At 47.6% G+C, this 25,246-nt stretch carries 29 protein-coding genes; 8 read left to right on the forward strand and 21 right to left on the reverse strand.

All coding sequences use genetic code 11. From position 1 onward, the window contains the following. Window positions 1-7: 7 nt before the first annotated feature. The 5 genes from NOM72_RS08240 to nikA are packed head-to-tail and all read right to left on the reverse strand — an operon-like array spanning window position 8 to window position 5,011. On the reverse strand, window positions 8-805 hold the full coding sequence (locus tag NOM72_RS08240) for an ATP-binding cassette domain-containing protein (protein WP_047395853.1): 798 nt from the start codon (window positions 803-805) through the stop codon (window positions 8-10). Continuing rightward, window positions 802-1,608, reverse strand: a complete 807-nt coding sequence (locus NOM72_RS08245; RefSeq protein ID WP_255998731.1) for an ABC transporter ATP-binding protein — start codon at window positions 1,606-1,608, stop codon at window positions 802-804. Before NOM72_RS08245 ends, NOM72_RS08240 begins: the two co-directional genes overlap by 4 nt. Beyond that, window positions 1,605-2,450: a nickel ABC transporter permease subunit NikC gene (gene nikC / locus NOM72_RS08250; protein WP_370688682.1), complete on the reverse strand. Its 846-nt coding sequence runs from the start codon at window positions 2,448-2,450 to the stop codon at window positions 1,605-1,607. The genes NOM72_RS08245 and nikC overlap by 4 nt, the downstream gene beginning before the upstream one ends. Further along, entirely contained in the window at window positions 2,447-3,388 is a 942-nt protein-coding gene (gene nikB / locus NOM72_RS08255) for a nickel ABC transporter permease (protein ID WP_255998733.1), read from the reverse strand. The genes nikC and nikB overlap by 4 nt, the downstream gene beginning before the upstream one ends. Before the next feature lie 12 nt (window positions 3,389-3,400). Beyond that, on the reverse strand, window positions 3,401-5,011 hold the full coding sequence (nikA, locus tag NOM72_RS08260) for a nickel ABC transporter substrate-binding protein (RefSeq protein ID WP_255998735.1): 1,611 nt from the start codon (window positions 5,009-5,011) through the stop codon (window positions 3,401-3,403). Window positions 5,012-5,266: 255 nt separating this feature from the next. Here nikA and NOM72_RS08265 point away from each other — a divergent pair, with 255 nt between their 5' ends. Continuing rightward, entirely contained in the window at window positions 5,267-5,824 is a 558-nt protein-coding gene (locus NOM72_RS08265) for a hypothetical protein (RefSeq protein WP_055967479.1), read from the forward strand. Window positions 5,825-5,880: 56 nt separating this feature from the next. Here the strand turns inward: NOM72_RS08265 and NOM72_RS08270 are convergent, their stop codons facing one another. Continuing rightward, window positions 5,881-6,837, reverse strand: a complete 957-nt coding sequence (locus NOM72_RS08270) for a sensor domain-containing diguanylate cyclase (protein WP_255998738.1) — start codon at window positions 6,835-6,837, stop codon at window positions 5,881-5,883. Between the two features lie 386 nt (window positions 6,838-7,223). On the opposite strand from NOM72_RS08270, the gene NOM72_RS08275 reads away from it, so the two are divergent. The 5 genes from NOM72_RS08275 (at window position 7,224) to NOM72_RS08295 (ending at window position 13,117) form a co-directional block, all read left to right on the forward strand. After that, window positions 7,224-8,216 carry a siderophore ABC transporter substrate-binding protein gene (locus NOM72_RS08275; RefSeq protein ID WP_255998740.1) on the forward strand — a complete coding sequence of 331 codons (993 nt, stop codon included), beginning with the start codon at window positions 7,224-7,226 and terminating at the stop codon, window positions 8,214-8,216. A gap of 20 nt (window positions 8,217-8,236) precedes the next feature. Next, window positions 8,237-9,232: an ABC transporter permease gene (locus tag NOM72_RS08280; RefSeq protein ID WP_215084837.1), complete on the forward strand. Its 996-nt coding sequence runs from the start codon at window positions 8,237-8,239 to the stop codon at window positions 9,230-9,232. Beyond that, window positions 9,229-10,293, forward strand: coding sequence for an iron chelate uptake ABC transporter family permease subunit (locus NOM72_RS08285; protein WP_255998745.1), 1,065 nt, complete (start codon window positions 9,229-9,231; stop codon window positions 10,291-10,293). Before NOM72_RS08280 ends, NOM72_RS08285 begins: the two co-directional genes overlap by 4 nt. Next, the gene (locus tag NOM72_RS08290) at window positions 10,290-11,042 is read left to right on the forward strand and encodes an iron ABC transporter ATP-binding protein (protein ID WP_255998747.1); all 753 of its coding nucleotides are present in this window, start codon (window positions 10,290-10,292) and stop codon (window positions 11,040-11,042) included. Before NOM72_RS08285 ends, NOM72_RS08290 begins: the two co-directional genes overlap by 4 nt. A gap of 968 nt (window positions 11,043-12,010) precedes the next feature. Beyond that, entirely contained in the window at window positions 12,011-13,117 is a 1,107-nt protein-coding gene (locus tag NOM72_RS08295; protein WP_035397897.1) for a citrate synthase/methylcitrate synthase, read from the forward strand. Between the two features lie 64 nt (window positions 13,118-13,181). Here NOM72_RS08295 and NOM72_RS08300 read toward each other — a convergent pair whose 3' ends face one another. The 7 genes from NOM72_RS08300 to NOM72_RS08330 all read right to left on the reverse strand — a co-directional run bounded on the left by NOM72_RS08300 (window position 13,182) and on the right by NOM72_RS08330 (window position 19,568). Next, the gene (locus NOM72_RS08300) at window positions 13,182-13,739 is read right to left on the reverse strand and encodes a DUF1349 domain-containing protein (RefSeq protein WP_058714072.1); all 558 of its coding nucleotides are present in this window, start codon (window positions 13,737-13,739) and stop codon (window positions 13,182-13,184) included. 101 nt (window positions 13,740-13,840) lie between these two features. Continuing rightward, window positions 13,841-14,368: a general stress protein gene (locus tag NOM72_RS08305; RefSeq protein ID WP_152995358.1), complete on the reverse strand. Its 528-nt coding sequence runs from the start codon at window positions 14,366-14,368 to the stop codon at window positions 13,841-13,843. Continuing rightward, window positions 14,365-15,411 carry a DUF871 domain-containing protein gene (locus NOM72_RS08310; protein WP_255998751.1) on the reverse strand — a complete coding sequence of 349 codons (1,047 nt, stop codon included), beginning with the start codon at window positions 15,409-15,411 and terminating at the stop codon, window positions 14,365-14,367. The genes NOM72_RS08305 and NOM72_RS08310 overlap by 4 nt, the downstream gene beginning before the upstream one ends. Window positions 15,412-15,494: 83 nt before the next feature. Then, on the reverse strand, window positions 15,495-16,868 hold the full coding sequence (locus NOM72_RS08315; protein ID WP_035397903.1) for a PTS transporter subunit EIIC: 1,374 nt from the start codon (window positions 16,866-16,868) through the stop codon (window positions 15,495-15,497). A gap of 12 nt (window positions 16,869-16,880) precedes the next feature. After that, window positions 16,881-17,765, reverse strand: a complete 885-nt coding sequence (gene murQ / locus NOM72_RS08320; protein ID WP_255998753.1) for an N-acetylmuramic acid 6-phosphate etherase — start codon at window positions 17,763-17,765, stop codon at window positions 16,881-16,883. A gap of 386 nt (window positions 17,766-18,151) precedes the next feature. Continuing rightward, complete coding sequence (locus NOM72_RS08325; RefSeq protein WP_145981738.1) at window positions 18,152-18,532, reverse strand: BsuPI-related putative proteinase inhibitor; 381 nt, start codon at window positions 18,530-18,532, stop codon at window positions 18,152-18,154. 82 nt (window positions 18,533-18,614) lie between these two features. Next, window positions 18,615-19,568: an SMI1/KNR4 family protein gene (locus NOM72_RS08330; RefSeq protein WP_255998755.1), complete on the reverse strand. Its 954-nt coding sequence runs from the start codon at window positions 19,566-19,568 to the stop codon at window positions 18,615-18,617. Between the two features lie 156 nt (window positions 19,569-19,724). Here NOM72_RS08330 and NOM72_RS08335 point away from each other — a divergent pair, with 156 nt between their 5' ends. Continuing rightward, window positions 19,725-20,636: an EamA family transporter gene (locus NOM72_RS08335; RefSeq protein ID WP_055967431.1), complete on the forward strand. Its 912-nt coding sequence runs from the start codon at window positions 19,725-19,727 to the stop codon at window positions 20,634-20,636. 3 nt (window positions 20,637-20,639) lie between these two features. Beyond that, a complete protein-coding gene (locus NOM72_RS08340) occupies window positions 20,640-21,101 on the forward strand; it encodes a hypothetical protein (RefSeq protein ID WP_255998758.1) in 462 nt (153 codons plus the stop codon). A gap of 83 nt (window positions 21,102-21,184) precedes the next feature. Here the strand turns inward: NOM72_RS08340 and NOM72_RS08345 are convergent, their stop codons facing one another. The 8 genes from NOM72_RS08345 to NOM72_RS08380 all read right to left on the reverse strand — a co-directional run bounded on the left by NOM72_RS08345 (window position 21,185) and on the right by NOM72_RS08380 (window position 24,836). Beyond that, a complete protein-coding gene (locus NOM72_RS08345; RefSeq protein WP_255998760.1) occupies window positions 21,185-21,706 on the reverse strand; it encodes a GNAT family N-acetyltransferase in 522 nt (173 codons plus the stop codon). A gap of 59 nt (window positions 21,707-21,765) precedes the next feature. Beyond that, the gene (locus tag NOM72_RS08350; RefSeq protein WP_255998762.1) at window positions 21,766-22,242 is read right to left on the reverse strand and encodes a glutathione peroxidase; all 477 of its coding nucleotides are present in this window, start codon (window positions 22,240-22,242) and stop codon (window positions 21,766-21,768) included. A gap of 73 nt (window positions 22,243-22,315) precedes the next feature. After that, window positions 22,316-22,534 carry a hypothetical protein gene (locus NOM72_RS08355; RefSeq protein WP_023467992.1) on the reverse strand — a complete coding sequence of 73 codons (219 nt, stop codon included), beginning with the start codon at window positions 22,532-22,534 and terminating at the stop codon, window positions 22,316-22,318. 74 nt (window positions 22,535-22,608) lie between these two features. Further along, a complete protein-coding gene (locus tag NOM72_RS08360) occupies window positions 22,609-22,833 on the reverse strand; it encodes a hypothetical protein (protein ID WP_255998765.1) in 225 nt (74 codons plus the stop codon). Window positions 22,834-22,852: 19 nt separating this feature from the next. Continuing rightward, entirely contained in the window at window positions 22,853-23,353 is a 501-nt protein-coding gene (locus NOM72_RS08365) for a GNAT family N-acetyltransferase (protein ID WP_255998768.1), read from the reverse strand. 25 nt (window positions 23,354-23,378) lie between these two features. Next, window positions 23,379-23,669 carry a hypothetical protein gene (locus NOM72_RS08370; protein WP_255998770.1) on the reverse strand — a complete coding sequence of 97 codons (291 nt, stop codon included), beginning with the start codon at window positions 23,667-23,669 and terminating at the stop codon, window positions 23,379-23,381. 135 nt (window positions 23,670-23,804) lie between these two features. Then, window positions 23,805-24,173 carry a hypothetical protein gene (locus NOM72_RS08375; RefSeq protein WP_255998772.1) on the reverse strand — a complete coding sequence of 123 codons (369 nt, stop codon included), beginning with the start codon at window positions 24,171-24,173 and terminating at the stop codon, window positions 23,805-23,807. A 234-nt stretch (window positions 24,174-24,407) separates the two neighbouring features. After that, entirely contained in the window at window positions 24,408-24,836 is a 429-nt protein-coding gene (locus tag NOM72_RS08380; RefSeq protein ID WP_158408688.1) for an SRPBCC domain-containing protein, read from the reverse strand. Between the last annotated feature and the right edge of the window lie 410 nt (window positions 24,837-25,246).

Genomic DNA, 25,246 nt, shown 5'->3' on the forward strand with positions numbered 1-25,246 from the left:
CCGTCCGTTATCCTTTGTTTGATTGTGTCTTTCGAATCGTTCGTTGCCTTGGATGCACGGCAAGCTTTGCTTGGCGCATCCGTTCAACGGCAGGATCCGTCGCAGCATCAAATGCAACTAGACTCGGGTAATGCCCGACGAGGCGTCCTTGCTCTAAGATCGCGAAGCTGTCGCAAAGTTGCTCGGCAGCTTTAATGTCATGGGTGATGAAGACATATGTTAACCCGTGTAGCCGCTTCAAGTCAGCTAACAATGCAAGAATCAATCGTTTGTTGACCATGTCGAGGCTACTGACTGCTTCGTCTAACACGATCAGACGTGGTTCAGCAGCAATCGCTCGCGCAATCGCGATTCGCTGAAGTTGGCCGCCACTGAACTGCGCCGGATATTTCGTCAGATCCGTCGCCTTGAGCCCGACTTGTTCAATTAGCGTGACGAGACGCTGTTGCCGTGCTTCACCCTTTAAACGAATGAAATTATCAAGCGGTTCGGCGATGATATCGGCAGCCGTAAGCTTCGGATTGACCGCAGCAAACGAGTCCTGGAAGACGACTTGGACGTCACCTTGAAATGGTCGTTTTGTCGCGTGGCGATCGACACCATTGAACCAAATCGTTCCGGTCGTTGGGCGTTCGAGTCCGAGCAACAATCGTCCGAGCGTACTTTTCCCAGCACCACTCGACCCGAGCAATCCGAGACAGCGTCCCGCTTCAAGCGTCAATGAGACATCGTGTAAGACGGTCTTTGCTGGTTGAAACCGGCGTTTATAGACGTGTGAGACTTGATCGATCTGCAAGAGACTCATCCGAACGCCTCCCTTCCTAGATGCTGTGCAAGAAGTGACTGAGTATACGGATGTTGCGGTCGATCAAACAATTCAAAAACATCTGCTCGCTCAACGATTCGTCCTTGCTGCATGACGAGGACATCGTCTGCGAGTTCGGCGATCACACCGAGATCGTGTGAAATGAGTAAGATCGCCGTTCCGTAAGTCGCCCGCATCCGTTCGAGTAATTCAAGAACCGTCTTTTGATTAAAGACATCAAGCGCCGTCGTCGGTTCGTCGGCAATCAAGACGCTTGGGCGCAAGGCAACGGCTAAGGCAATCATGATCCGTTGCAACATCCCGCCACTCAGTTCGAACGGATATGCTTTGAGCAACCGGGCAACGTCGGTCAGATTGACTTCTTCGAGTGCCGTCATCGCTTGTTGTTTTGCTTCACGTTTTGAACAACGCGTATGGGTCTGAATCGTCTCGATCATCTGGTGCCCGATCGAATAGACCGGTGTGAAGGCACTCATCGGATTTTGCATGATGAACGCAATCTCATCGCCCCGAATCGTTCGCACAGCGCGTTCTGATAAGGATTGAATTGATGTTCCGTTCAGTCGAATATCGCCAGTGACGTCTGTCGTCTGTGGATTAAGCAGACGCATCAAGGCGAGACTCGTCACCGTCTTTCCGCAACCACTCTCTCCGACAAGACCAAGAATCTGTCCAGCTTGAATTGAGAACGTCACACTTTCGATCAATGTTACTTGTTGTTTCGTATGGACGGTCAGACCGTCGACAGCTAAGATCGGTTCGATACGGGCACCTCCTCTCATTTCATCGTTTTTGACACACCGAATCGTTCTGCTAACTGTTCTCCTACTAGGTTAAAGCTGATGATGACGAGCATGATCGCAAGTCCCGGATAAATCATCAATTCCGGATTCGTCCGAATGTACGATTTTCCTTCGTGAATCATCGCTCCCCACTCGGCTGTCGGTGACTGAACACCAAGCCCGAGGAACGACATCGCCGAGATATCCATGATTGCCCAGCCCATCTCTAGCGTTCCGATGACGAGCAGCGGCGGTAAGATGTTCGGCAGGATGTGCGTCCGGATGATTTTCCACGAAGACGAACCATTGACGCGAGCAGCGGCGATGAACGCTTCCGTCTTCAGCGTCATGACCATTCCGCGGAACATTCGCGCGTAGTAGACCCACTGGACGAGCATCAAGGCGATGATGACTTGCTTAAGACCTGGACCGAAGATACCGACGAGACCGAGGACGAGAATCAAACTCGGAAATGCCATCACACCGTCACACAGTCGCATCAAGAGTTGGTCGACCCAGCCGCCACGGTAACCGGCAAGTGTTCCGACGAACAGTCCGATTGCGAGCGAGGCGATGAAAATCAACACGGCACAGCCGAGTGAAATCCGCGCGCCGTAAATCAAACGCGACAAGAGACAGCGTCCGAGTTGGTCGGTTCCGAGCGGATAGGCTGACGACGGACCATGGAGCTTTTGCGTCAAGTCGACGAGGTTCGGATCATGCGGCGCGATCCATGGCGCGAATAACGCAATGCCTGCCATACCGATTAAGACGAGGGCACAGAGATAAAGAAGCGGCGTATACCGCGACCGGATCATCGTTGCTGGAAGTGGAGTATTCATACCGTCCCTCCTTTTTTCGCTAGGCGTGGATCGAGCACGGCTTGAATGATGTCGACGAGCAAACTGCTACCGATGAAGACGAGGGCCGCGAGAAAGACGTAGCCTTGGATGACCGGCATATCCCGATCAAAGATTGCTTCAATGAAGTAGCGACCGAAGCCTGGCCACGAGAAGACGGTCTCGACGATGATCGTTCCCGTCAGCAACTTCCCGAGGTTCATCCCAAGACCCGTGATCATCGGTGGAATCGCCATCCGGAGAACGTGTTTCCCAAGAATCCGTCCTTCCTTTAAGCCACGTGTCCGGGCAAACAAGACGTACGGTTCATTCAATGCTTCAATCACACTGCCACGGAGCAATCGTGTATACAAGGCAATCAACGGAAAGGCGAGCGTCAATGCCGGTAAGATCAAGTGCATCACACTTCCCGTTCCCCCGACCGGGAACCAATCCAGCTTTACGGCAAAGAAGAAGATGAACAGATACCCGAGCCAAAACGACGGGATTGAAGCACCGATGAAGGCGATTGCCCGACTGAGATGGTCAAAGAAGCCATTCTTCTTGATCCCGGCAAGGAACCCGAGCGGGATGCTGATGACGAGTGCGAGCAGTAGACTCGTCACTGCTAGCTCGACCGTCGGTGGTAAGCGAAGCAAGACATCTTTTAGGACCGGTTTGCCGGAAAGATACGATGTGCCGAAATCGAGCTGCGCCAAGCGGATGACGGCATCGAAGTATTGTTTGTAGAACGGTTGATCGAGTCCGAATTCTGCTCGTTTTGCAGCGAGCAGTTCATCCGTCGGTTGGATATGGGCAGCGGATAGATAGGCCTGTGCCGGATCAACTGGTGACAAATGAATCAACCCTGTCAGAATCAAGACAGCAAGTAACAAGATCGGGATGACGGATAATATGCGTTTGACGAGGAAGACCCCCATGTCATCCCTCCTTTACTTAATGCCGATTCGGGCAAATGGACTCTCATCCCGGTTCGCCGGGAACTGGAAGTTCGTCACGTCCGACTGATAGACCGCCATCTTCTTCAAGTACGAAATCGGAATCAATGCCCCTTGATCTTGGAGTGATGGCAGAATGTCGGCGTACATCTTCTGACGCTTCGTCTCGTCTGTCGTCTTCAAGACATCTTTGATCTCTTGCAACAGTTGTTCTTTATTCGGATAAGCCGAAATCGCTTCTTTGAAGCCGAAGCCATCCGTATCAATCAGGTTCACGAACGTATGCGGATCATACGGTGCACCGAAGTTGCTGTAGAAGTTGATGTCAAATCGGTTGTCTTTGAAGCGCTGGACTTGATCCGGTAATTCGACAGCTTCCGTCTTCAGCTCGACGCCGATTTTCGACCATTCCGACTGCAACGTTTCGGCCATCGCCTTTTGGACCTGCTCGGCCGCATCATACATCATCCCGATTTGCAGCGGTTGCCCGTCCTTGACGCGAACCTTTTCACCTTTCGGCAGTTTCCAACCTGCTTCATCAAGAAGACGATTCGCTTCCTTGACGTCATAATCCCGTTGCTTCACTTTCAGGTTCGACGTGTACGGCATGTTCGGTGGCAACAGGTAGTCAGCCGGTGCTTCTATTCCCGACGTGATCCCTTCGACGAGAGCAGCTTTATCAAACCCGTGCTGGAGCGCCTGGCGGACGCGTTCGTCAGACAGACGCTTATTTTTCGTATTCAAGACGAGGAGACGCGTCGCGACTGGTTCGGACATCTCTGTTTTGTAGGATTTATCCGTCTTCAACTGATTGAAGGCATCGATGCTGATCGCCCCTTCACCGTAAATCAGATCAACTTGTCCTTTTTCGAGTGCTAAGACACGTGTCTCTGCATCCGGGATGATGTCGACCTTGATGTGATCGATGTTCGGTTTCGGACCCCAGTAGTTCTTGTTGACCTTAAACGTCGCATACTGATCCGGTTTGTATTCGTCGAGCATCCATGGACCTGTTCCGACTTCTTTTTTGACACCCTTCGACGTATCCCCGTTTTCCGGGAATCCCGCTTCTCCGAGGAAACGGACCGGGCGGACGACCGCGAGCTCTTGGATCGTCGGGTAATAGGCTTCAGATAATGTCAGGCGGAACGTCTTCGCATCGACGGCTTCCGTCTTCTCGATTTTCGTGATGAAGCCAAGCCAGCTATGTAAGGCTTTTTGTTTGAGGATCGCGTCAAAATTCTTTTTGACGATCGCTGCGTCAAACATCGAACCGTCCGAGAACTTGATGCCGTCACGGAGCGTGAACGTATACGTTTTTCCGTCTTCAGAAATCTTCCAAGACGAGGCTAAGTATGGCTCGAGCTTTCCACCTTCTCCGTAGTGGACGAGTGGTTCATAGATCATTGACTGTGCGAACAGTTGTGATGGGTTATAAACGTGCGGGTTCATCGTTCCGACGTCGCGTGGCCACGCGAGCGTCAATGTATCTTTATCTTTTCGCTCTCCTGTCGACTCGCCCGGGTTCGAGCAGCCGATCAATAAAGATGTCAAAGACAGGATCGAGACGGTAGAAATCAGTAATTTTTTACGGTTAACGTTCATGGTAGGCAGAACTCCCAACTTGTATTGATAATCATTTTCAATTGTATGAGGGAAAGGGAAGGATTGTCAATGGATAATCTAGATGTTAACTGGACGTACAGGCGCTTTTTGACTGGATTTCCACGCTTAACTGAGTAACATTCTGTGTACGTCTCTTGTTTGTAAATAATTGTAATCAACTGTGTTAAACGGTATCCTAGTTTGTATGCTGCATTTCTTGTCTAACGAAATCAATTGCACGGAAAGGATGATAGGATGTCACGACTGGTTTCCTCCGTCTCGCTTGTTTTGCTCAGTCTGCTCTTAGTGCTCCCTTTACTGATGATCGATGGACTGATTTTATACGTCGGAGATGTGTCCTACGACTCGTTCGTTGGTTGTCTAGTGTTTCTCGTATGTTTCTATCTCGCTAGCCTGGTCGTCAGCGTCGTCTTCGACGGGATGATGCGTGCGCTTGGCGGACTGTTCAAGCGTCGTTTCTCGAACATACTGTTTGCTGTCGTGAACGGTTCCGTCAGTTTGAGCGTCTTACTTTGGATGGACCTCTACGTTGCGTCGATCACGATTTCTCTCGCGACAAAAGTCGTGCTGGTATCTGTACATACGGTATTGTTTTACCTGATTCATCAATCGAGCGATTCGACTGCTTCGTCTTCTGAAGGCAGCGCACAACATGAGCCAATCGTCCAAGAAGCCATCCGCTTGTTAGAAGATGTCGATCCCGTGACATGTGTCGAACAGTTATGTCTCAAGTACCCTGATCTTCCGAAAAAGGATATCATTCGGATCGTCTATCGTCTTCATGGCAACTAAAAAGACCTGAATGTTTCTGAGAAGATTCAGAAGCGTCAGGTCATTTTTTATTTCTTTCATTTCTTCGCCAACTCATAGAACTGATACGTATTCTTTCCTAACGACTTAGCGGCATATAGCGCGGCATCTGCCTGTTGTAACAAGGCTTGCAACTCTGGACGGTACTCACCGTCATACATCACGATCCCGATGCTCGTCGACACCCGGTAGTCCGTTTTCCACTCACTTAACGCGGTGACGATCTGCTCCGCAAGTCGTTCCCAGCCTTCCCTCGAATCAGCATGTCCAAAATGCAGAATGAACTCATCGCCTCCTAGTCGCACGGCTATCGCATCATCCTGTTCGCGGACGAATTGTCGCAAGCGTTGTGCGACTTCTTGCAGGACGATGTCCCCCGTCTCGTGTCCATAAACGTCGTTGACCTGCTTAAAGCCATCTAAATCAAGGAAGAAGACGGCTCCTGTCTGCCCGCGATGCTCCTCGAACTGTTTCGTTAAGTACCTCCGATTGTGCAGTCCTGTCAACGCGTCTTTCCAAGCATGACGCTCGAGCTCCAAGTAGTACAAAAACAACCGGACGATGCGTTGCAATAGCTGAATGTTCTTTTGCTCATACAAGCTGACCTGATTATTGATCGCACATAACGTTCCGAACGTCTCACCGCTCGTCAAGACGATCGGAATACCTAAATAGGACCGAACGTGAGCCTCCTCCAGACCTTTTCGCCAGTCGCCGAGTTGTTCCGCGTTCGGAATATCTTCGAGGACGACCGGCTGTTTCGTCTCGAAATCAATCAGTTTACATAACGATTGGTTCAATTCAAGCTGCATGCCTTCCACCATCGGGATATCCGCTTTATCGTTCGCGATTTTCAACATCCGTTGTTGCCCTGCTTCGATCGCTGATAAATACAGCATCTGGTCCGGTAGAATCTCTTTTGCGAAATCGAGGACATCATCTGCGAGCTCATCAAAATTTTGATACATCTTCAAGTCTTCGAATGGTTGATTCATACAGCACCTCATTTCGAAGTCATCTTCTGTAGCGTCTCTGATTTAAAAAACGAAAAGGTTACATTTATTACCACTTTCTCTTTTTTCAGTCACCTAAACCTCTTTTCGTCAAAAGCGTCCAATGTTCCTACTTCCAGTCCTAAATGAGAAAGATTATCATTTTTTTATTTTCGTATAGTTTATAGAAGGTAAAAATTCAGACAGCCATTTGGCTGGAAATTAGCGTTGCGTCTTCCAAAATCGTCTGCTATCATTCTCGGTGAACATGACAATGATAATCATTATCACTTATTGAGAGCAGATTAATCACGTAGGTATACATAATCCATCTGCTACTCAATCCGTGATCCATGTTTATCAAATTGAACAAGAGGAGCTGAATCATCATGGGGAAATGGAAAACACCACTCGTCGTGAGTTCGCTTGCTGTCTTATTGGCGGCATGCGGGAACGCAGGAGAAGCAGACACGAAGAAGGACGCAGAAGCACCGAAGACAGTCAAAATCAAGGACGCACACGGAACAGTCAACGTCCCGGTCGATCCGAAAAAAGTCGTCGCACTCGACAACCGAACGTTCGAGACGCTTGCCGCATGGAACGTCGAACTCGCAGCAGCACCAGTCGGACTGCTCCCGGCTGAATCACCATACGCAAAAGACAAGGATATCGTCGATGTCGGCATGCACTTCGAACCGAACCTCGAAGCGATTGCTGGTGTCAATCCAGACGTCGTCATCGTCGGCCAGCGTTTCGCTGATCATTACGAAGACATCAAAAAACTCGTCCCGAACGCCGCTGTCATCGATCTTGACATCGCTTTACCGGAAGACTCCGGTACGCCAGGTGAGTTACTCGTCAAAGGACTTGAAGATACGACTGAAACACTCGGACAAATCTTCGATAAAAAACAAGAAGCGGACCAGCTCGTGACAACGCTTGAGCAATCGATCAAAGACGTTAAAAAATCGTATAACGGACAGGACAGCGTCATGTCGGTCATCGTCTCAGGCGGCGATATCGGATTCTCGGCTCCGATGAGTGGACGTGTCTTCGGACCGATGTATGATCTGTTCGATTGGAAACCAGCCCTCGAAGTCAAACAAAAATCGGGCAACGACCAAGGTGATGAAGTCTCGGTCGAAGCGATTGCTCAAAGTAACCCGGACTGGTTACTCGTCCTTGACCGCGACGCACCACTTGGAAACGCTGAAGGTGCCGTACCGGCGCAAGATGTCATTGACCGTGCGCCTGCCATGCAGAAAACAAAAGCAATCAAAGACGACAACATCGTTTACGCACCAAAAGACACGTACTTGAATGAATCGATTCAGACGTACTCTGAATTCTTCACTAACATCGCGAAAGCGCTCGAGAAGTAATGGCACACGCACAGCAACAAATGAATGGAAGAGTTGAGCCACCCGCTCGACCTTCCTTTTCTGTCGTTTGGACGAAGCCGTTCGTCTTGACCTTATGTCTCGTCTTAGCGCTCGCAGCGGCTTCCCTCTTCACGGGCGTCTACGAACTACGGAGTGCAGCGAACGATTTCGATATGTTCTGGATCACACGTGTTCCGCGGACACTCGCCTTGATGCTGACGGGTGCTGCGATGGCAATGGCTGGACTCGTCATGCAACTGATCACGCAAAATCGGCTCGTTGAACCGACGACGACGGGAACGATCGAATGGGCGGGACTCGGACTGTTAGCCGTTTACTTACTCGTTCCGGCACCGTCCTTGTTGATGCGGATGACCGGAGCCATCGTGTTTGCGTTCATCGGGACGATGGTCTTCTTCTGGTTTCTCCGTTCGGTCCGATTGCGGTCATCGTTGATCGTTCCAATCATCGGTCTGATGCTCGGAGCCGTCATCTCCGCGATATCGACGTTCCTCGGGTTGTTCTTCCGTGCCAGCCAAGCGATCGAAGGCTGGTTCGTCGGTTCGTTCGCGTCCGTCCAGATCGGTCGCTACGAATACCTCTGGATCATCATCGGTGTCACGGTCTGTATCTTCTTTCTCGCGAGTCGCTTGACGCTCGTCGGGCTCGGTGAAGACGTCGCGACGAGTCTTGGCGTCAACTACAATCGACTGATGCTGATTGCGACTGGGCTGATTGCTTTATCCGTCGGTGTCGTCGCGACCGTCATCGGCAATCTGCCCTTCCTCGGCTTGATCGTTCCGAACATCGTCTCGATGTTTCGCGGTGACGATCTCCGTAGTAATCTGCCGTGGGTCTGTCTGATTGGGATGGCGACGATTTTAATCAGTGATTTGATTTCACGCACGATCATCCGTCCGTTTGAGCTACCGGTCTCCTTGATTCTCGGAACGGTCGGGGCAGCCGTCTTCATCATCATTCTGTTACGTCGACGGAAGACTGGAGGTGTCAGATGAGTACCGCGATTAGACAACAGGAACATACACGAATTCAACCGAGCGTTACACGTGAAACCAATCGCCGGGCGTCTGCGTTTCAGTCGAAACGACTCGAGCGCCGCTACTGGATTCTCCTCATCCTGTTCCTCAGCGGCGGAGTGCTCAGTACGATTGGTCTCTTGCTCTACAACAATCCGGTTCCGTTTGATTCTCCGTCCTTTTGGCCGGTCGTCGAACGCCGGATCACCGCCGTCATCACGATGGCGATTGCAGCAATTTGCCAAAGTCTCGCGACCGTCGCCTTTCATTCGGTCACGAGCAACCGGATCATCACACCATCCTTGCTTGGTTTTGATGCTCTCTACTCGACGATCCAGACATCGATGATCTTCTTCTTCGGTGCGGGAGCACTCGTCGGCTTTACCGGCACGAGCGCCTTTTTGACACAGGTCGCGATCATGCTCGCGATGAGTCTCTTATTATACGGATGGTTGTTATCCGGAAAATACGCGAACCTGCAGCTGATGTTACTCGTCGGAATCATTCTCGGCACGGGTCTGAACTCGCTGTCGTCATTCATGCGAAAAATGCTTGCACCGTCCGAATTCGATATCTTACAAGCACGATTATTTGGTTCGGTCACGAATGCCGACGCGTCTTACTTCCCGATTGTCATTCCGGTCGTCCTCATCGTCGGTCTATTGCTCTTCTTCTCGTCAAGACGACTCAACGTCGTCGCACTCGGTAAAGAGGTCGCGACATCGTTCGGCGTCAATCATCGTGGCAGTGTCATCTACTTCTTGATTCTGATTTCACTCCTGATGTCGATGTCAACGGCATTGATTGGACCGTTGACGTTCTTCGGCTTTTTAGTGGCGACACTCAGTTATCAGGTCGCTGCGACGTACGATCATAAATACGTCTTCCCGATGGCATTCGCAATCGGTTTCTTCGTTTTAACGACTGCCTATTTCTTCATGTATCACATTTTCAACACGCCAAGCGTCGTCTCCGTCATCATTGAACTGTTCGGCGGACTGATATTCCTTATCGTGTTGCTTAGAAAGAGGTCCCTATGATATCACTTGAACAAGTTAAAAAATCGTATACAGATGATGTCCGAATCGGTCCAATCGACTTAACGATCCCAAAAGGTGGATTCACGGCGTTGATTGGTCCAAACGGTGCCGGGAAGTCGACGATGTTGATGATGATCGGTCGTTTACTTGATCTCGATGCCGGACAGATCGAAGTCGCTGGCATGGATGTCACGAGTAGCAAATCGAAAGACTTAGCAAAGATTATCACCATCTTGCGGCAGGAAAATCATTTCGTGACCCGACTGACCGTCCGGCAGCTCGTCGGCTTCGGACGTTTCCCCTACTCAAAAGGTCGCTTGACGGCTGACGATGAGACGATCATCTCGAAATACATCGATTTTCTCGAGTTGACGTCGCTTGAGAACCGTTACCTCGATGAATTATCGGGCGGACAGCGGCAACGGGCATATGTCGCGATGGTACTCTGTCAGGAAACAGAATACATTCTACTCGACGAACCCCTCAATAACCTCGATATCGCCCGCTCGGTCCAGATGATGGAGTACCTGCGACACGTCGCTGATACGTTCGGACGGACGATCATCACCGTCTTACACGATATCAATTTTGCCGCGAAATATGCCGATCACATTTGTGCGATGAAGGACGGACAAATTGCCGCTTTCGGAACGGTCGCCGAAGTCATGGATGAAGCGCTATTATCCGAGATTTTCGAGACACGACTTGAGATCATCGAAGGTCCATACGGTCCGATTGCCGTCTATTGATGCTGATAGCGAGTACCTAATATCTTTTTAAATCAATGAGCAAACGTCACACAGTGGTGTCGTTTGCTCATTTTCGTATATACTCTCCTCTTGAAACCATCATCCATATTTTGTAACATGAGTTTATGAAAGGATGACTGAATATGGATGTTTTACTCTACAACTTCATCATGTTTCTCTTCTATTTCCCTTGTTTGATTATTCATGAGTATGGTCATGCGTTCGCTGCACGATGTTATGGTATTCCGATTAAATCCATTGCATTAGGAAAAGGAGAACCATTTTTTCAACTGGGACATTTCTTTATTTCTAGAAAGTACATTTGGGAAGGGTTATATACTCCGGGCGGTCCTATCAGTACGTTAAATCGCACGCAAAAATCTTTTTATTATCTAGGTGGTGTATTGTTTAACTTCATTTGTGTTGTGATCGGGAGTCTGATCCTTTTTCTATTGCATAATGAGACAATACATTACATGCTACAAGCTTTCGTACGTATGTCCGCTATATTCGTCATTTTCAATCTATTACCACTTCGTTTAATTAGTGGATTTCCAAGCGATGGATTACAACTGATCTATCTATTTAAACGAAGAGATCATGCATAATGAATTAGGAGGATGATCTCTTTACATTTAATATAAAAAGACTGGGACTGTGTAGATGTCCTAGTCTTTTTTAATGAGTACATCTAAAACATACCTTGGATTGCGATATGCATTTTGATAAAAGATAGTATATACACATATAGTTACGTTAAGGTATGAGAAACTATAGAAAATCCAAGCGTCTCAAGAAATATTAGATTTATTGAAAAAAGATGGAACATTCGGCATAAACTGATGACTCCCACATACCTTAGTTTATACCACTCCTCAGAATAATTTTGTAAACGCATTCAAATTACTGGTGATTTAGTGGTAACGTACGTCATACTGACTGTAGGTAATAGAAAAGGAGTGTTGAAGATGGAATACAAAAAAGGACTCGAAGGCGTCATTGCCGCTGAAACACAAATCGGTTTAGTCGATGGAACGTTAGGTCACCTTATTTATCGCGGACACTGGGCAAAGGAACTCGCATTATCTTATTCGTTTGAAGAAGTCGCGTATTTCATCTGGAATGGTGAATTCCCGACTGAAGCGGAACTGGTCACATTCAAGGAACAGATGACGAGCTATCGTGAACTTCCTTCTTATATTAAGACGATTCTCGATACATTGCCGAACGAGATGGATGTCATGAGTACGATGCGAACAGCGATCTCAGCACTCGGTACACCCGCTTTCGCTTGGCCACCGACAATCGATCAAGCGATGCATCTAACAGCACTCTTGCCAACGATCATTGCCTATAAATATCAAAAAAATCAAGGCGCTGACTTCATCGAACCGAATCCGGAACTCGATCATGTCGCGAATTATATCTATATGATCAAAGGACAATTGCCGAGTGAAGTTGAAATCAAAGCGCTGACGGCGTATCTGATCCTAACGATTGAACACGGTATGAATGCTTCAACGTTCGCTTCCCGTGTCGTCGTCTCGACGGAATCGGAAATGATTTCTGGCGTCTGTGCCGCGATTGGTTCCATGAAAGGACCGCTTCATGGTGGCGCTCCGTCAGAAGTCATTGAGATGATTGATGAGATCGGAACGATCGACAACATCGAACCGTGGATCCGAAACAAGTTAGAAAAAGGCGAAAAACTGATGGGCTTTGGTCACCGGGTCTACAAAACACGCGATCCGCGTTCAGAAGCCTTAAAAGTCGTCTCAAAAGATCTCGCGCAAGAGAGCGATTGGTTCAACCTGATTACACAAATGGAGCAAACGGCGATCGATTTACTCGAAGAATACAAACCGGGTAGAAAACTGTATACAAATGTTGAATTCTTCGCGGCAGCCGTCCTAAAAGGACTCGACATTCCGAAAGAACTGTTCACACCGACGTTCACCTCTAGCCGTATCATCGGCTGGACGGCACACATCCTCGAACAATCGCAAGATAACCGGATCTTCAGACCACAATCGTCCTATACAGGACAGATGCCGGAACAAGCAGCTAAGTTTTAATCAGTCTCTAGATACGATCAAAAAATGGACCGATGCCTGACATCGGTCCATTTGCTATGACGTTTTATTTAACGATTGTCTCTAATGAGAAATCTAGTACTTCCACTTCACACCCTGCCGCTTCTACATCCGGACTACACGCATACGGTCCAATCTTCAAATCCGTCACGTCATGTAAGTGTGCGATGCGAAGCTGCTCTTTGTGCTCTCCTGTCACGTGATACAACGTGACGTCTTGATTGAGGTAATGGAGTTCAAAGACCAGCGGTGCGTCAAACAGCGTATTATCGACGTCCCGACACGACCAATCCGAGTAACCGAAGCTCGTCACGACAGCACCGAGATGTGACGGACCATCCGGAATGAATTCAGCCGACACTTTCACCCAGTGATCGTCGTTCACATAAAGCAAAATCCCCGCTTGATCATATGTCGCATTCGGGTTTAATTTTACTTCGATTCGGCACTTGAATTCCCCGTCCGGAGAATGCTGTAACAACGCATGACCTGTCAGACGGTTAAACTGATAATGGGTATTGCGCCAAAAATCCGTATCTGGATCCGTCACGAAGCGTAATGGTGTTTCCTCCTTGATCCGTGTCGGTCGATTGAGCCATTTCATTCATAACACCCTCCTTTTTATCGCCCTCTTAACTTCCGTAACTTTCGATAGCCACGAATGAGCATATCGAGCATACAATCCCTCCTATTTTCGATGAACCCTTAGACTACTTGACGAAGTCGTTGCATATCCTTATATAAAGCCGATCGTTTCAAACGTCTATTCTGTATTAAGTATTGCACATCCGACCGGTTATCGTACATCAGTTGGATATGGAAATAATTAATGTATTCAAGAATCGCGAAGACATACAAAAACAACGTGATTCGTAACCCGTACACTGGAAAATCGGATTGAAAGCGAATCCAATCGAGTCCGAATGCACATGCTGTCAGGACGATCAAAGCCAGATTGAAGACACGACAGTGACGTAATCGTCGGATGACGGATTCCGGGGTGATCGACGTTCCTTCCTTCTTCAGACGCCTTGACTTGCTGTACCAATACCAAGCTCCTTGAATCAACAACAGCTCAAACAAAAACAGTGACATCCAAAAGGCACTGAGTTCAAATAACTGCAGTCGTGGAAAGACACGATTGCCAAACCAGCTGAGTGGTAAAATCGTGACGACCGTGAACAATTCTCCTCGGTACAGATAGGCGAGTCGTTCCGCAACGAGCTGCTTCATGGCGTCACCCATTCAATCCGGAACTTACTTCCTGGACCAAGCCGTGCAATCAATGGTTGATCGGCCTCAATGACGCGTCCGAGGACGTTGACTCGCTCATCTGCCGACAAATTACGTTTCGTGATTTGAACCTCGCCCGCGTATCGTCCGTATTTTTCATTATCGATCGTAATCGTTCCAAGCAGACGGGCAGACGGATCTTGCGGTGTTAGATCGATCGTCGACGGCTTCATCCGCGACTCGACGGACCGAATGACATCCCGCGCCGGATCAAACCGATTCGTTTCCGTCTCTCGTTGTATCTGTCGTCCGTTCGCCACGGCTCGGAGGAGGATGATTCCGTCTTGCTCTGCTTCGAATTGCCGAATCGTCGCCTCCGTCAATCGTGGATCTCCGACGAGGATTCGATCGACGGTCGATTGTAAATCGATATAACTGGCGAACGGTGACGCATGCCGGTGTTCTTCAAGTGTCGGTAACGTCTCAAACAACGGTCCACGGAGTGTCTCGTCACCCGGTATGAATGCTTGAACCCGTAATCCTTGCGCCTGCAACCAAGTATTCTTTGCATCAAACCACGTCCGGTCGAGTCCTGTTTCCGGTCGCGGATAAAAATTATGCCACGCTTCCGTGTGATCGATTCGCAGACCCTGTGCCTTCATCTCCGTTAATTCATCTGCTGTTAACGTACTAGCGTTCAGCGCGACCATCATTTGGTTCGATAACGTCGCGATTTGCTGCGGGCTGATGCCGTAATCAAGACGCAGTCCAGTGACGCCCCAGTCCGTTAACGTCGCTGCTGTCTCCCATGTCTTGCCGAGCGTCGCGAGCGACGCTGGTGCGATGTCCGCCACGAGTTCGAATCCGAGCTCACGTGCTAAACGACCGAGCGCTTGCAAGCGTTCGACGTACAGTGAAGAATCGTCCTCGGGAATATGTAGCGATGTAAAGAGCGACGTAAAGCCAACAACACGCATCCGCTGTAGCCACTCGCTCGTCTCGTCTGTGATCGGTTCACTTAAATAGATTGATAATCCTTTCATCTACTCACTCCTTCTCTTTATCTACTTAGGGAAAAAGCAGCTGATTCCTTCTTTTTCGAAGGATTCAACTGCTTTTCAATACCTTAAATACCGTCTGCCATCTCTTCTTTGAAACCGAACCAATACGTGAACAGGAATCCTGCCGCGTACGAGATGACGAGACCACCGATGTACGTCAAGTACATTCCGTTGTCGATCAACGGTGTCAATGACAAACCGGATACGCCGACTCCAAGCGCCGTCGTCTTCATCGTTGCTTGGAAGGCACCACCGACTGCTGCGCCGAGACATGCCGTTACGAACGGACGACCGAGCGGCAACGTAACACCGTATAACAACGGTTCACCGATTCCGAGGAATCCGACCGGAATCGCCCCTTTGATGATGTTACGCAGGCGCGGATTGCGCGTCTTGACGAAAATCGCCATTGCCGCCCCGACTTGACCCGCTCCTGCCATTGCAAGAATCGGTAAGAGTGGCGTGTTGCCAATCGTGTTCAAAAACTCGAGATGGATCGGTGTCAGTCCATGATGAAGACCAACCATGACGAGTGGTAGGAAGAAGCCGGCCAGTACTGCCCCGGCGAGTGGTCCACCGACCTCAAGTACGGCATTGATTGCTTTCATGATACCGTCTGACAGCAGTCCAGCAACCGGCATGATCGCATAGAGCGAGGCAAATCCGACAATCAGCACCGTAAACAGTGGCGTAAAGATGATATCGATCGATGCGAACATGAAGCGACGGATGTGTTTCTCAAGATACGTCATCAACCACGCAGCGAAGATGACACCAAACAAGCCGCCCCTGCCTGGAACGAGCGGTTCCCCGTAAATCGTGATGTCCGCAAGCACGGGGTTGAATAGAATCCCACCGGCAATCGCCCCGAGCACCGGTGTTCCGCCGAACTCCTTCGCCGTATTCCAACCGACAAGGATTGCGAGATATGCAAAGACCGTCCCACCGATCAAGAGTAAAATCTGCATCCATGTCTGTGTTGCATCGACACCCGCATTTTTCGCGAAGTTCGCACCACCGTTGATGATACCGGAAGCAACAAGACCCGGAATGAGCGGAATGAAGATGTTCCCGATTCGGCGCAAGAAGCGTTTGAACGGAGATTGTTGTTTTGCTTTTACTTTTTGCCGTTCGACGGCGGCTCGTTCTTCTGGCGTCAAGTTCGGATCAACGGACTCTTCCCCGATCGCGAGTCCCGTCTCGCGACTTAAGTGGTCGGCTACCCGATTGACCGTTCCCGGACCGACGACGATTTGTAACGTCTCGTCATCGATGACCCCCATGACCCCATCAATCCGCTTTAACGCATCGATATTGGCTTGCGTCGGATCCTTTAACGATAAACGAACCCGCGTCATACAGTGCGCAAGCTGCCGGAGATTATCTTTTCCACCGACGTGCTCGAGAATCGCGTGTGCCAGCACTTCTTCCTTCTTCATCGTGTTTCCCCCTTAGAGTGCGTCTCGGACGAATCCGTTTGCTTGTTGTAATCGTTCGACGGCTTCTGTATACGAAACATTCGCGAGAATCATGACGATTGCCGTCTTGACGTGACCGTGCGCTTCACTAAAGACACGCTCCGCCGTTACAGCGTCGACTCCTGTTGCCTCACAAATCATCCGCTTCGCCCGGATCTCCAGTTTTTCGTTCGTTGACTGGACGTCGACCATCAGATTTTGATAGACCTTGCCGACACCGATCATCGCCGCCGTCGAAATCATGTTCAAGACGAGCTTTTGTGCCGTTCCAGCCTTTAGTCTTGTTGATCCCGTCAAGACTTCCGGACCTGTTTCGACTTCGATCGCATAACGCGCGTGCCCACTGATGATCGCATCCGTGTTACAAGAAATCGCTGCCGTCACCGCTCCGACTTCCTTCGCGTAATCAAGCCCGCCGATGACATACGGCGTCCGACCGCTTGCTGCGATCCCGATGACCGTATCACTAGCTCCTAGCTGGAGCCCTTTTAAATCGTCGACGGCAAGCGTCCGACTATCCTCTGCTCCCTCGACCGCCTTGATTAACGCGCGTTCGCCGCCTGCAATCAAACCAACGACCATGTCTGGTGAGACCCCGAACGTCGGTACACACTCCGCCGCATCGAGAATACCGAGTCGTCCGCTCGTACCAGCACCGATGTAAATCAAGCGTCCTCCGTTTTTGAATGATGCAATGACATGTTTGACGACTTCCGCGATAACAGGAATTTGTTCCCGAATGACCGTCGCGACCGTTTGATCCTCAGCGTTCATCACCCGTAAGACATCCTCGACTGTCATCTCATCGAGTTGCATCGTCCGTTCATTCCGACGTTCCGTTGCTAATTGATCTAACATCTGCTTCACCCTTTCTCTTCCCTCCCTTTATTATACAATTAAGAAATTTTAATTCAATATTATTTATTTATTTTTGAAATTAAATTTCGATATATAAAAATAAGGTTTTGTCCTTCTTTTTCAGGCTTAGTCCCTTGATTTCCTGCTTGCTTTGATTTCCTCATTCGAAAAGTCCAGTAACGCAGACATTCGCTCCCGACCTATCGTCGCATAGTATCATTAGTGAATAAAAAGCTGATTTTCACCCGTTAGATGCCTAACAGACGAAAACCAGCTTCACATGGACCACTTTTGTACGTCTCATGTTACTCATAACATCATTCGTACTGAAACCTGAATGTGGCTTTAAGATATTTATTAAAGAAGTCGTTCACCAGAGGCGTAAATCATTTTAATTTCTCTTCCATACTCTCTACTGAACTAGAACTGTCGCTGTACTGTTCTTTCTCCTCAACGAGATATTCGATATCGTATGTACCCGGCTCGATTGTCTCGCCTTGTACCGTTTGTTTGAGAACGACGGTTTCTGATGCTTTGACACGTTTCTTTTGTTGTCTTGTTTTAATCTGTTGTTTTCTTGAATCGAAGACGACAGTCCTCGACTTGCTCTCACGAACGACGACATTCAACAAATGTCCAGAACGCGCAACGACATCAAATGCATGGTCTCCTGTGTTCGTCAATTTGTATTCAAAGACGAATCCTTCTTTCGTAGTCCCTGTGAAGGACGTCTCATTCGTCTCACTTCCACTTTGCGGTTGGATCATACAACCGCTGAAACAAAGAATCATGAGGATCAACAACCATTTTTCATTTGTAAAACTCCGTGCTGTGTGAAGAATTTCTAAATCATTCCCACCCTGGGAGTGGGCGTGGTGGCTCCTCGACGAAGGCACGATATCCATTGAAGCTCAGTCCTTGACGTTGCGGATTATGATTACGAATCAACGGATCACCTGTCTCGTCCTCGTTCTGCCAAAACCGATGCTCCTTTTGAAAGACCATGATTGACGAATACTGGAATCGCTCTGCCATTAGATATTCTCGAACCGATTGCATCACTTTATCAAAGCGCGAATCCGAGTCGTAGCTACTGCTAAGACGTTCTTTTTCTTGTTTCCCTTCGAAAATCTTAACCGAGAAATACGCATCTCTTTTCGCAATCGGATACTCGATTTCAACGCGAACCGAGTCGACGAAGCGAATCGGTCGTGGTTTGCTCACTTCTTCTTCGGAATTGTAGTCCTCTACATAATAAGTATTTGTTGCAATCGAGAAGTCCTTGAACTCCCAGAACATATCGCCTTGCGCAATAATCGCATACTCGAGGAACGTGCCGAAGTTCTGTCCAATCGGGTCAGTCTCCTCTGTCGATAACTCATGAAACATCCAGTGCATATACGGTGTCTCATCCGTCTTTGCATCTTCCGTCTGGATCAAGACATATCCTTCGTTCATTTCGCCAATCATCAAGAAATGATCGTAGTCTTCATGGATCAGGTCGTCCTCTTTAGCCTGGATCGTCATTTCAATGACTTTTTCAAGTGGATACAGTTCGATACCGAGACCTTGAATCATGAACAATTCTGCTCCGTCATGTAAACGAAGGAATGTCTTATATTCACTTGGTAACGTTAGCTTGAACTGTTTTTCAAATGACTGAATCGCCTGTTCCGTCACCGGGTCATTCAAATTGAATTGAGCGACTCCAGTATCGTATCGCCGCTGAATGAAGGTCGACCCGTGATTGATTTTTTGTGATAAGACGTCAAGTATCGCTTCGATTTGGTTCATTTCTTTCATGGGTCCCATCCTTTTCGTTTTCGCATTCGTGAATCATACGACTTCACCCTATACACCATACCATTTTTTCAATTATTTGGTGTATTCCATCCTACACGTTCTATGGTATTCTCGTTCTAATATCATTAAAAAAAATTGCATTCGAAGAGGTGACTCATGTCTAAATCATCATCGATGTTACTCATATTACTTGCTGCGATCTTTTGGGGCACGACGGGGACCTCACAAGCCTTTGCGCCGGAAGATGCACATCCGATTGCAATTGGTGCCGTTCGTCTGGCTGTCGGTGGACTGTTCTTACTCTGTCTCGTTCTCTTCAAAGGAACGCTGACGTTACGCGACTGGCCGGTGCGGACGATTTTACTTGCTGCCGTCAGCATGGCGGCTTACCAGCCACTGTTCTTCTCCGCTGTATTGATGACCGGTGTCGCCGTCGGTACCGTCGTCGCAATCGGTAGCGCGCCGATCTTTTCCGGGTGTATCGAGTGGCTGTTCCTAAAGAAACGTCCAGCGTTGCTGTGGTGGGCATCGACCGGACTATCGATCACCGGTTGTCTGTTGCTTTTGAACAATCAAGGAACAGTTGCGATTGATCCAATCGGGATCGTCCTTGCACTCGGTGCCGGACTATCGTTTGCCGGGTATACGTTCGTCAGTCGAGACCTCGTCAAGACACACGCACCGCTGTCAGTCGTTGCCGTCATTTTTACGACGAGCGCCTTACTGTTGTCACCTCTGCTCTTCTTATTCGATCTCTCCTGGTTGTTCACGTCACGTGGTGCCGGAATCAGCCTCCATCTCGGCGTCGTTGCGACCGGAATCGCTTACTGGTTATTCGCGAAAGGACTATCGAACGTACCATCGTCGACTGCCGTCACGCTCTCGCTCGGTGAGCCGCTGACTGCCGCCTTGCTTGGTGTGTTCGTCCTCGGTGAACAGTTAAATGGTACGGCCTGGTTCGGAATCTCGTTATTGTTACTCGGAATCGCCTTATTGATCGGTTCGTCTCGCCTAGCAGCGCGCCAAACCGTTTTGACAGAAGAACGACAAACTCGGACTGGAGGCTAAATCATGCAAGAAATCACGCTTGAGAAACTACAATTTCGCGAAGATTATCACATCGGACTCAATCAGTTCTTGATGGATGTCGCAACTGGTAACCGATTGATCTTTCATTTTCGCGGGCATACGGAGGAGACGATGGTCATCGTCGGCGACTACAGCTGTAATTACTTCCGATTGACCTTCGAAGCGGATGCGATTCTGCTTCGTTCACCGGACCTCTACGAACTAAAAGAAGATGTTGAGATCAACCCGATTCCACTTCTGACGCTGACAGATTCAAAGCTACTGACGTTCGCACGTGAAATGATGAATCTCGATCCTACAAAAGACTGGGTTCATTACTGGCTCCGGGCGTTCGAGCAAGATTTTCATGTCTTGTCTCCCCGTCCACCGGTTCTGACCGATCTCGGACATAAGCGCAGCGATGCGATCGTCAAGCATTCCTTTGATTCGTTTAGCGTTGAATGACCTGAACCATTTTCATACGCAAAAGATCCACGAAACGGATATTCGTTTCGTGGATCTTTTCTATGAACATTCATAGGAGCAGATTATGGATGATCAATCGTATACTCCATCATCCAGCACGTATCTTCATTGATTTTTTTAACTTTCTGAAACCCACATTTTTCATAAGCTTTAATTGCTCTAAGATTTGATACGTCAGGATCTAGAATAATTCGATTTACTTCCTTGCCTCGAGCGATATCTTCAACGAATAACTTTATCATTTTCGTTCCAATACCCTTATTAAAAAGTTCAGGATAACCAATAAACTGGTCAATTCCAATTATGATAAAATTCGCAGGATATCCAAATACCTCTTTTTGTTCGTCCGTTATCAAATAACGTTGCATGAATCCAATAGGTTCATCATCTAACTCTACGATGTATGGAGCGACAGGTATCTCTCCATTTACTCTCGGTTCGTATTTATCTATCACTTGTTGCAACGTAAATGGTGCGTTCATATCTCCATAGAACTCTAACACTTCTTTTGTACTTAACCATTGAGACATGATTTCATAATCAGTATGTTGCATCTTTCTGATTGAGATAGAATTGATTTTCATATGTACCTCTCACATTCATTCGTAACCGTCCGACGATTCACACCGGACGGTTATTTGGTTTATAAATACAAAGATAGCGTTCTTTCAACTGACTGGACGGAATCGACCGGACTGAACCGCTGTACGACACGACCTTGGCGATCGATTAAAAACTTCGTATAGTTCCATTTAATCTTCGACGACAGCAGACCGGAGCGTTCGCGTTTTAGGAATGTATAAAGCGGATGCTCATTTGGTCCATTGACGTCGATCTTCTGAAATATCGGAAACGTCACGCCATAGTTCAGCTGACAGAACTGCATCGTCTCTTCCTGACTCGCGAACTCCTGCTGATTGAATTGATCGCACGGAAAGCCAAGCACCGTGACTCCTTGCTCGTCATATTTATCGTACAATGCCTGTAGTTCGCCAAGTTGTTTAACAAGCCCACATTTGCTTGCCGTGTTGACGATCACGAGGACACGCCCCGCATAGTCACCTAATGAAACAGTCTCGCCCGCTGCGTTTTGTACGGTTGCATCGTATACGATTTGCATGTTTCCCAGCTCCTTTGCCCCGAGTATAAGACAAAACGCGCACCCTGTCGTTTTCAGGCATGCGCGTAATGCTTTACCAAATCGTCTCTTCTTTGTCGCTCAGTTTGATGACGAACGGTAGGATCAAAACGAACAAGAGACTGACATATCCGAGCGATAAGTAATGTTGCGAGTCTTTCGAAATGTATTGCTTCACGCCACAGTTCGGACATGCTTTCCCATGTTTCGAAAATCCGACAGTAAGCACTTCTTTTGTTTTGAACGTATACTGGCAATTCGTACAATGTACCATCTGACCATCTCCTTCTTCCTTATCTACTGGTTGATTCAGGAAAAAGTTTCATGAAATCGAAGGTAACTGACATCTTACCTCATCGATTCTTCCCGGTCACTCAACCGAATCAGAAATGGCAAGAACAGGACGAACAAGAGACTAATATTCCCGAGTGATAGATAAAATTGTGACTTCCGGGATATGTATTGTTTCACGCCACAGTTCGGACATGGTTTGCCTTTCCCGTGTATTGCAACACTGACAGCGAGCACTTCTTTTGTGTTGAACTTATACTGACAATTCGTACAGCGTGCCATAACATCATCTCCTTTTCTATTATCTACTTATAGAGTTTGGAAAAGGTTCCGTCGAGTGGACGAGTTGTAAACGCATCTTCAAAAATTCATAACTTCCACCATTCGTCGCCTGTTGGAAGCGTTCGACTGGAAGGAAGCCACTTTTCGTATACAAGCGAATCGCCCGCTCGTTGAATGTCGCAACAGCTAATTCAATTTGTTTAGGTGCGTACCGGTCCATGATGAACGCAAGACCGGCTTCTAAAAATCCCACTCCATTTCCTCGTCCTGTCAAATCTGGTCGCATGCCAAGCCCGACGTCAACGACGTCTGCGTTTGGTTCAAATACATAATAACCAACCAATTCTTCCCCATCCAACACAGCAAAATAATGTTCCGTCCGCTTTGCTGGATCGAGAAATTCTGCTAAATCTTCTTCGTCGTTCGGCATATCATAAAATGCAAACGCCCCGTCATATTGCCACTCGTATGCGACCTGTTCCGCCTGTCGTTGCGTCAGCGGTGAAAATGTATAGCTCATCAAGATTCAGCTCCTCTTCGGTTCGTCAACGCAATCGATTCTTTCGATAGTCTAACAGTAGCGGCAATACGTTTAATCCGATTGAGATGAACGTCAACACCCACAGTGCCAGCTCCATGCCCGGTACGACGTCTTGTAACGCTGCCCAATCTTCTCGAGCCACGAATTCCGCGACGAGTCGGTATTCCGCGCACAGCGTCAGTGCCGTAAAACTCAGTCCAAGCAACATCAGGAAACGATAATCCTTACCAATCAAATAAAAGATGATATTCAGTGCAGTAAATCCAATTGCCATTAATCCAAGAATGATCCACATCTTTCATTTCCCCCAAAGATAATTCGTTGTGTAATACCGTTCGTTTTGAACGCTTTTCAAGATTATGTATGCCTCATGCTACTTCACTCATACATTTTTGGTATCATTCATTTACTTTAATTAAGACGCGTGTATTCAAGTGCGTGGTGAGCGGTATTTATAAATACTCCAGATGCTGAAAACACTTAAAATCGTTCCAATGAACGAAAATAATGTTGTTGTCATTCCATTTTGTATCATGAAGCCAATTGGCATCAATCCAATAAATGTTAGAACAATAAAGGATTGATAGACTACATTGATGATATTGATTAGTGGATGGTTAAAGAACGATAAAATGAGCGGTGGTAAGAACAATACGATAGTCATGATTACCGAAATACGAAAGGCTACCGGCTCCTCTAACGAAATGACGTGATCTCCTAATGCATTTTTTGATGCGATGAATAATAATGCCACTGCGGAGCACATTGTTAAAAACACGAGCAACACTTTTCTAAGCATAATTTGACCTCCTTTTTTCCATCATATCATTCTCTCCAAATAAAATGTTTATATTATACTTTAAATAACATCATTTAACAATTGTTAAAAATTTTATATTTTTATTTTTTATCTTTTTACAAACTAAACAGCATTACTCTCTATACCTTACTCACAAAAAATCCCTTCTTAGACTAAAGTCCATGTAAGAAGGGATTTAATATGCAAAACGATACATTTCTCTTTTTTAGAGTGTTATGGATTTAACTGATCAACAAGAGTATAGTTACCTGCTTCGACATAAGTCGTAAAACGATCCAGAATACTTTGCCATGAAGCACGTTGTGCATCCGGATCATTCACTTGATCGTCTTCAAAAATTTCAATCACTTTCGTTCGATGGCGCAACGGAATGAACATGACTTCGACAAGTCGTCCATCTTCTAATTGATAGCGCAAATGCTCTAAGGGTGAGACCTCCTGATACGTACCCAAATATTCGACATATGTCGGACTTCCTTCGCGTTGCATTCGACTTTTAAAATGTCCCTGTTCCATTAATTCGTTCTCGACATGTGTCGTGTACCAGCCATTCGACGATCGATACCATTGCATCATGTGCTGCGGTTCTGTCCACAGACGCCATACAGTCTCGATTGGAGCTGAAATCGTTGACGATATCATTAAAAAATTATCCAACATGTTCCCTCCACTTCAAAGTCTTCATTAAAGAAGTTAATCCTCTTAGATTTTTTCTAAGGATAACTTTCGATAGACTAGTCTAATTTCCCTACTTATTTATCGAAATAGTTTTAAAGAACTAAGAGAACAGGTCATACGAGTTGCATACTAAGGAACTTTGTACCTTATTCATAGTAAAAATAGCAATTTTAAAAAATAAAGAACCGCTCAATTAAGCGGTTCAGACTGAAGACAAAGCGCTTCTCTCTTCTTTCTTACAAGTATAAAAAGTAAAAACGAAGAAGGAGGAGGATTTCTAATGATGGGTAAGAGAAATCACCCTCATCGATCAAAACATGTCACCCTCACATTGGAACAACTGGTTCCGCAGGACCATCTTGTCTGCAAAATTG

Origin of the sequence: Exiguobacterium sp. LL15 (assembly GCF_024436095.1) — a bacterium.
In the GTDB taxonomy this organism is placed as follows: Bacteria; Bacillota; Bacilli; order Exiguobacteriales; family Exiguobacteriaceae; genus Exiguobacterium_A; species Exiguobacterium_A indicum.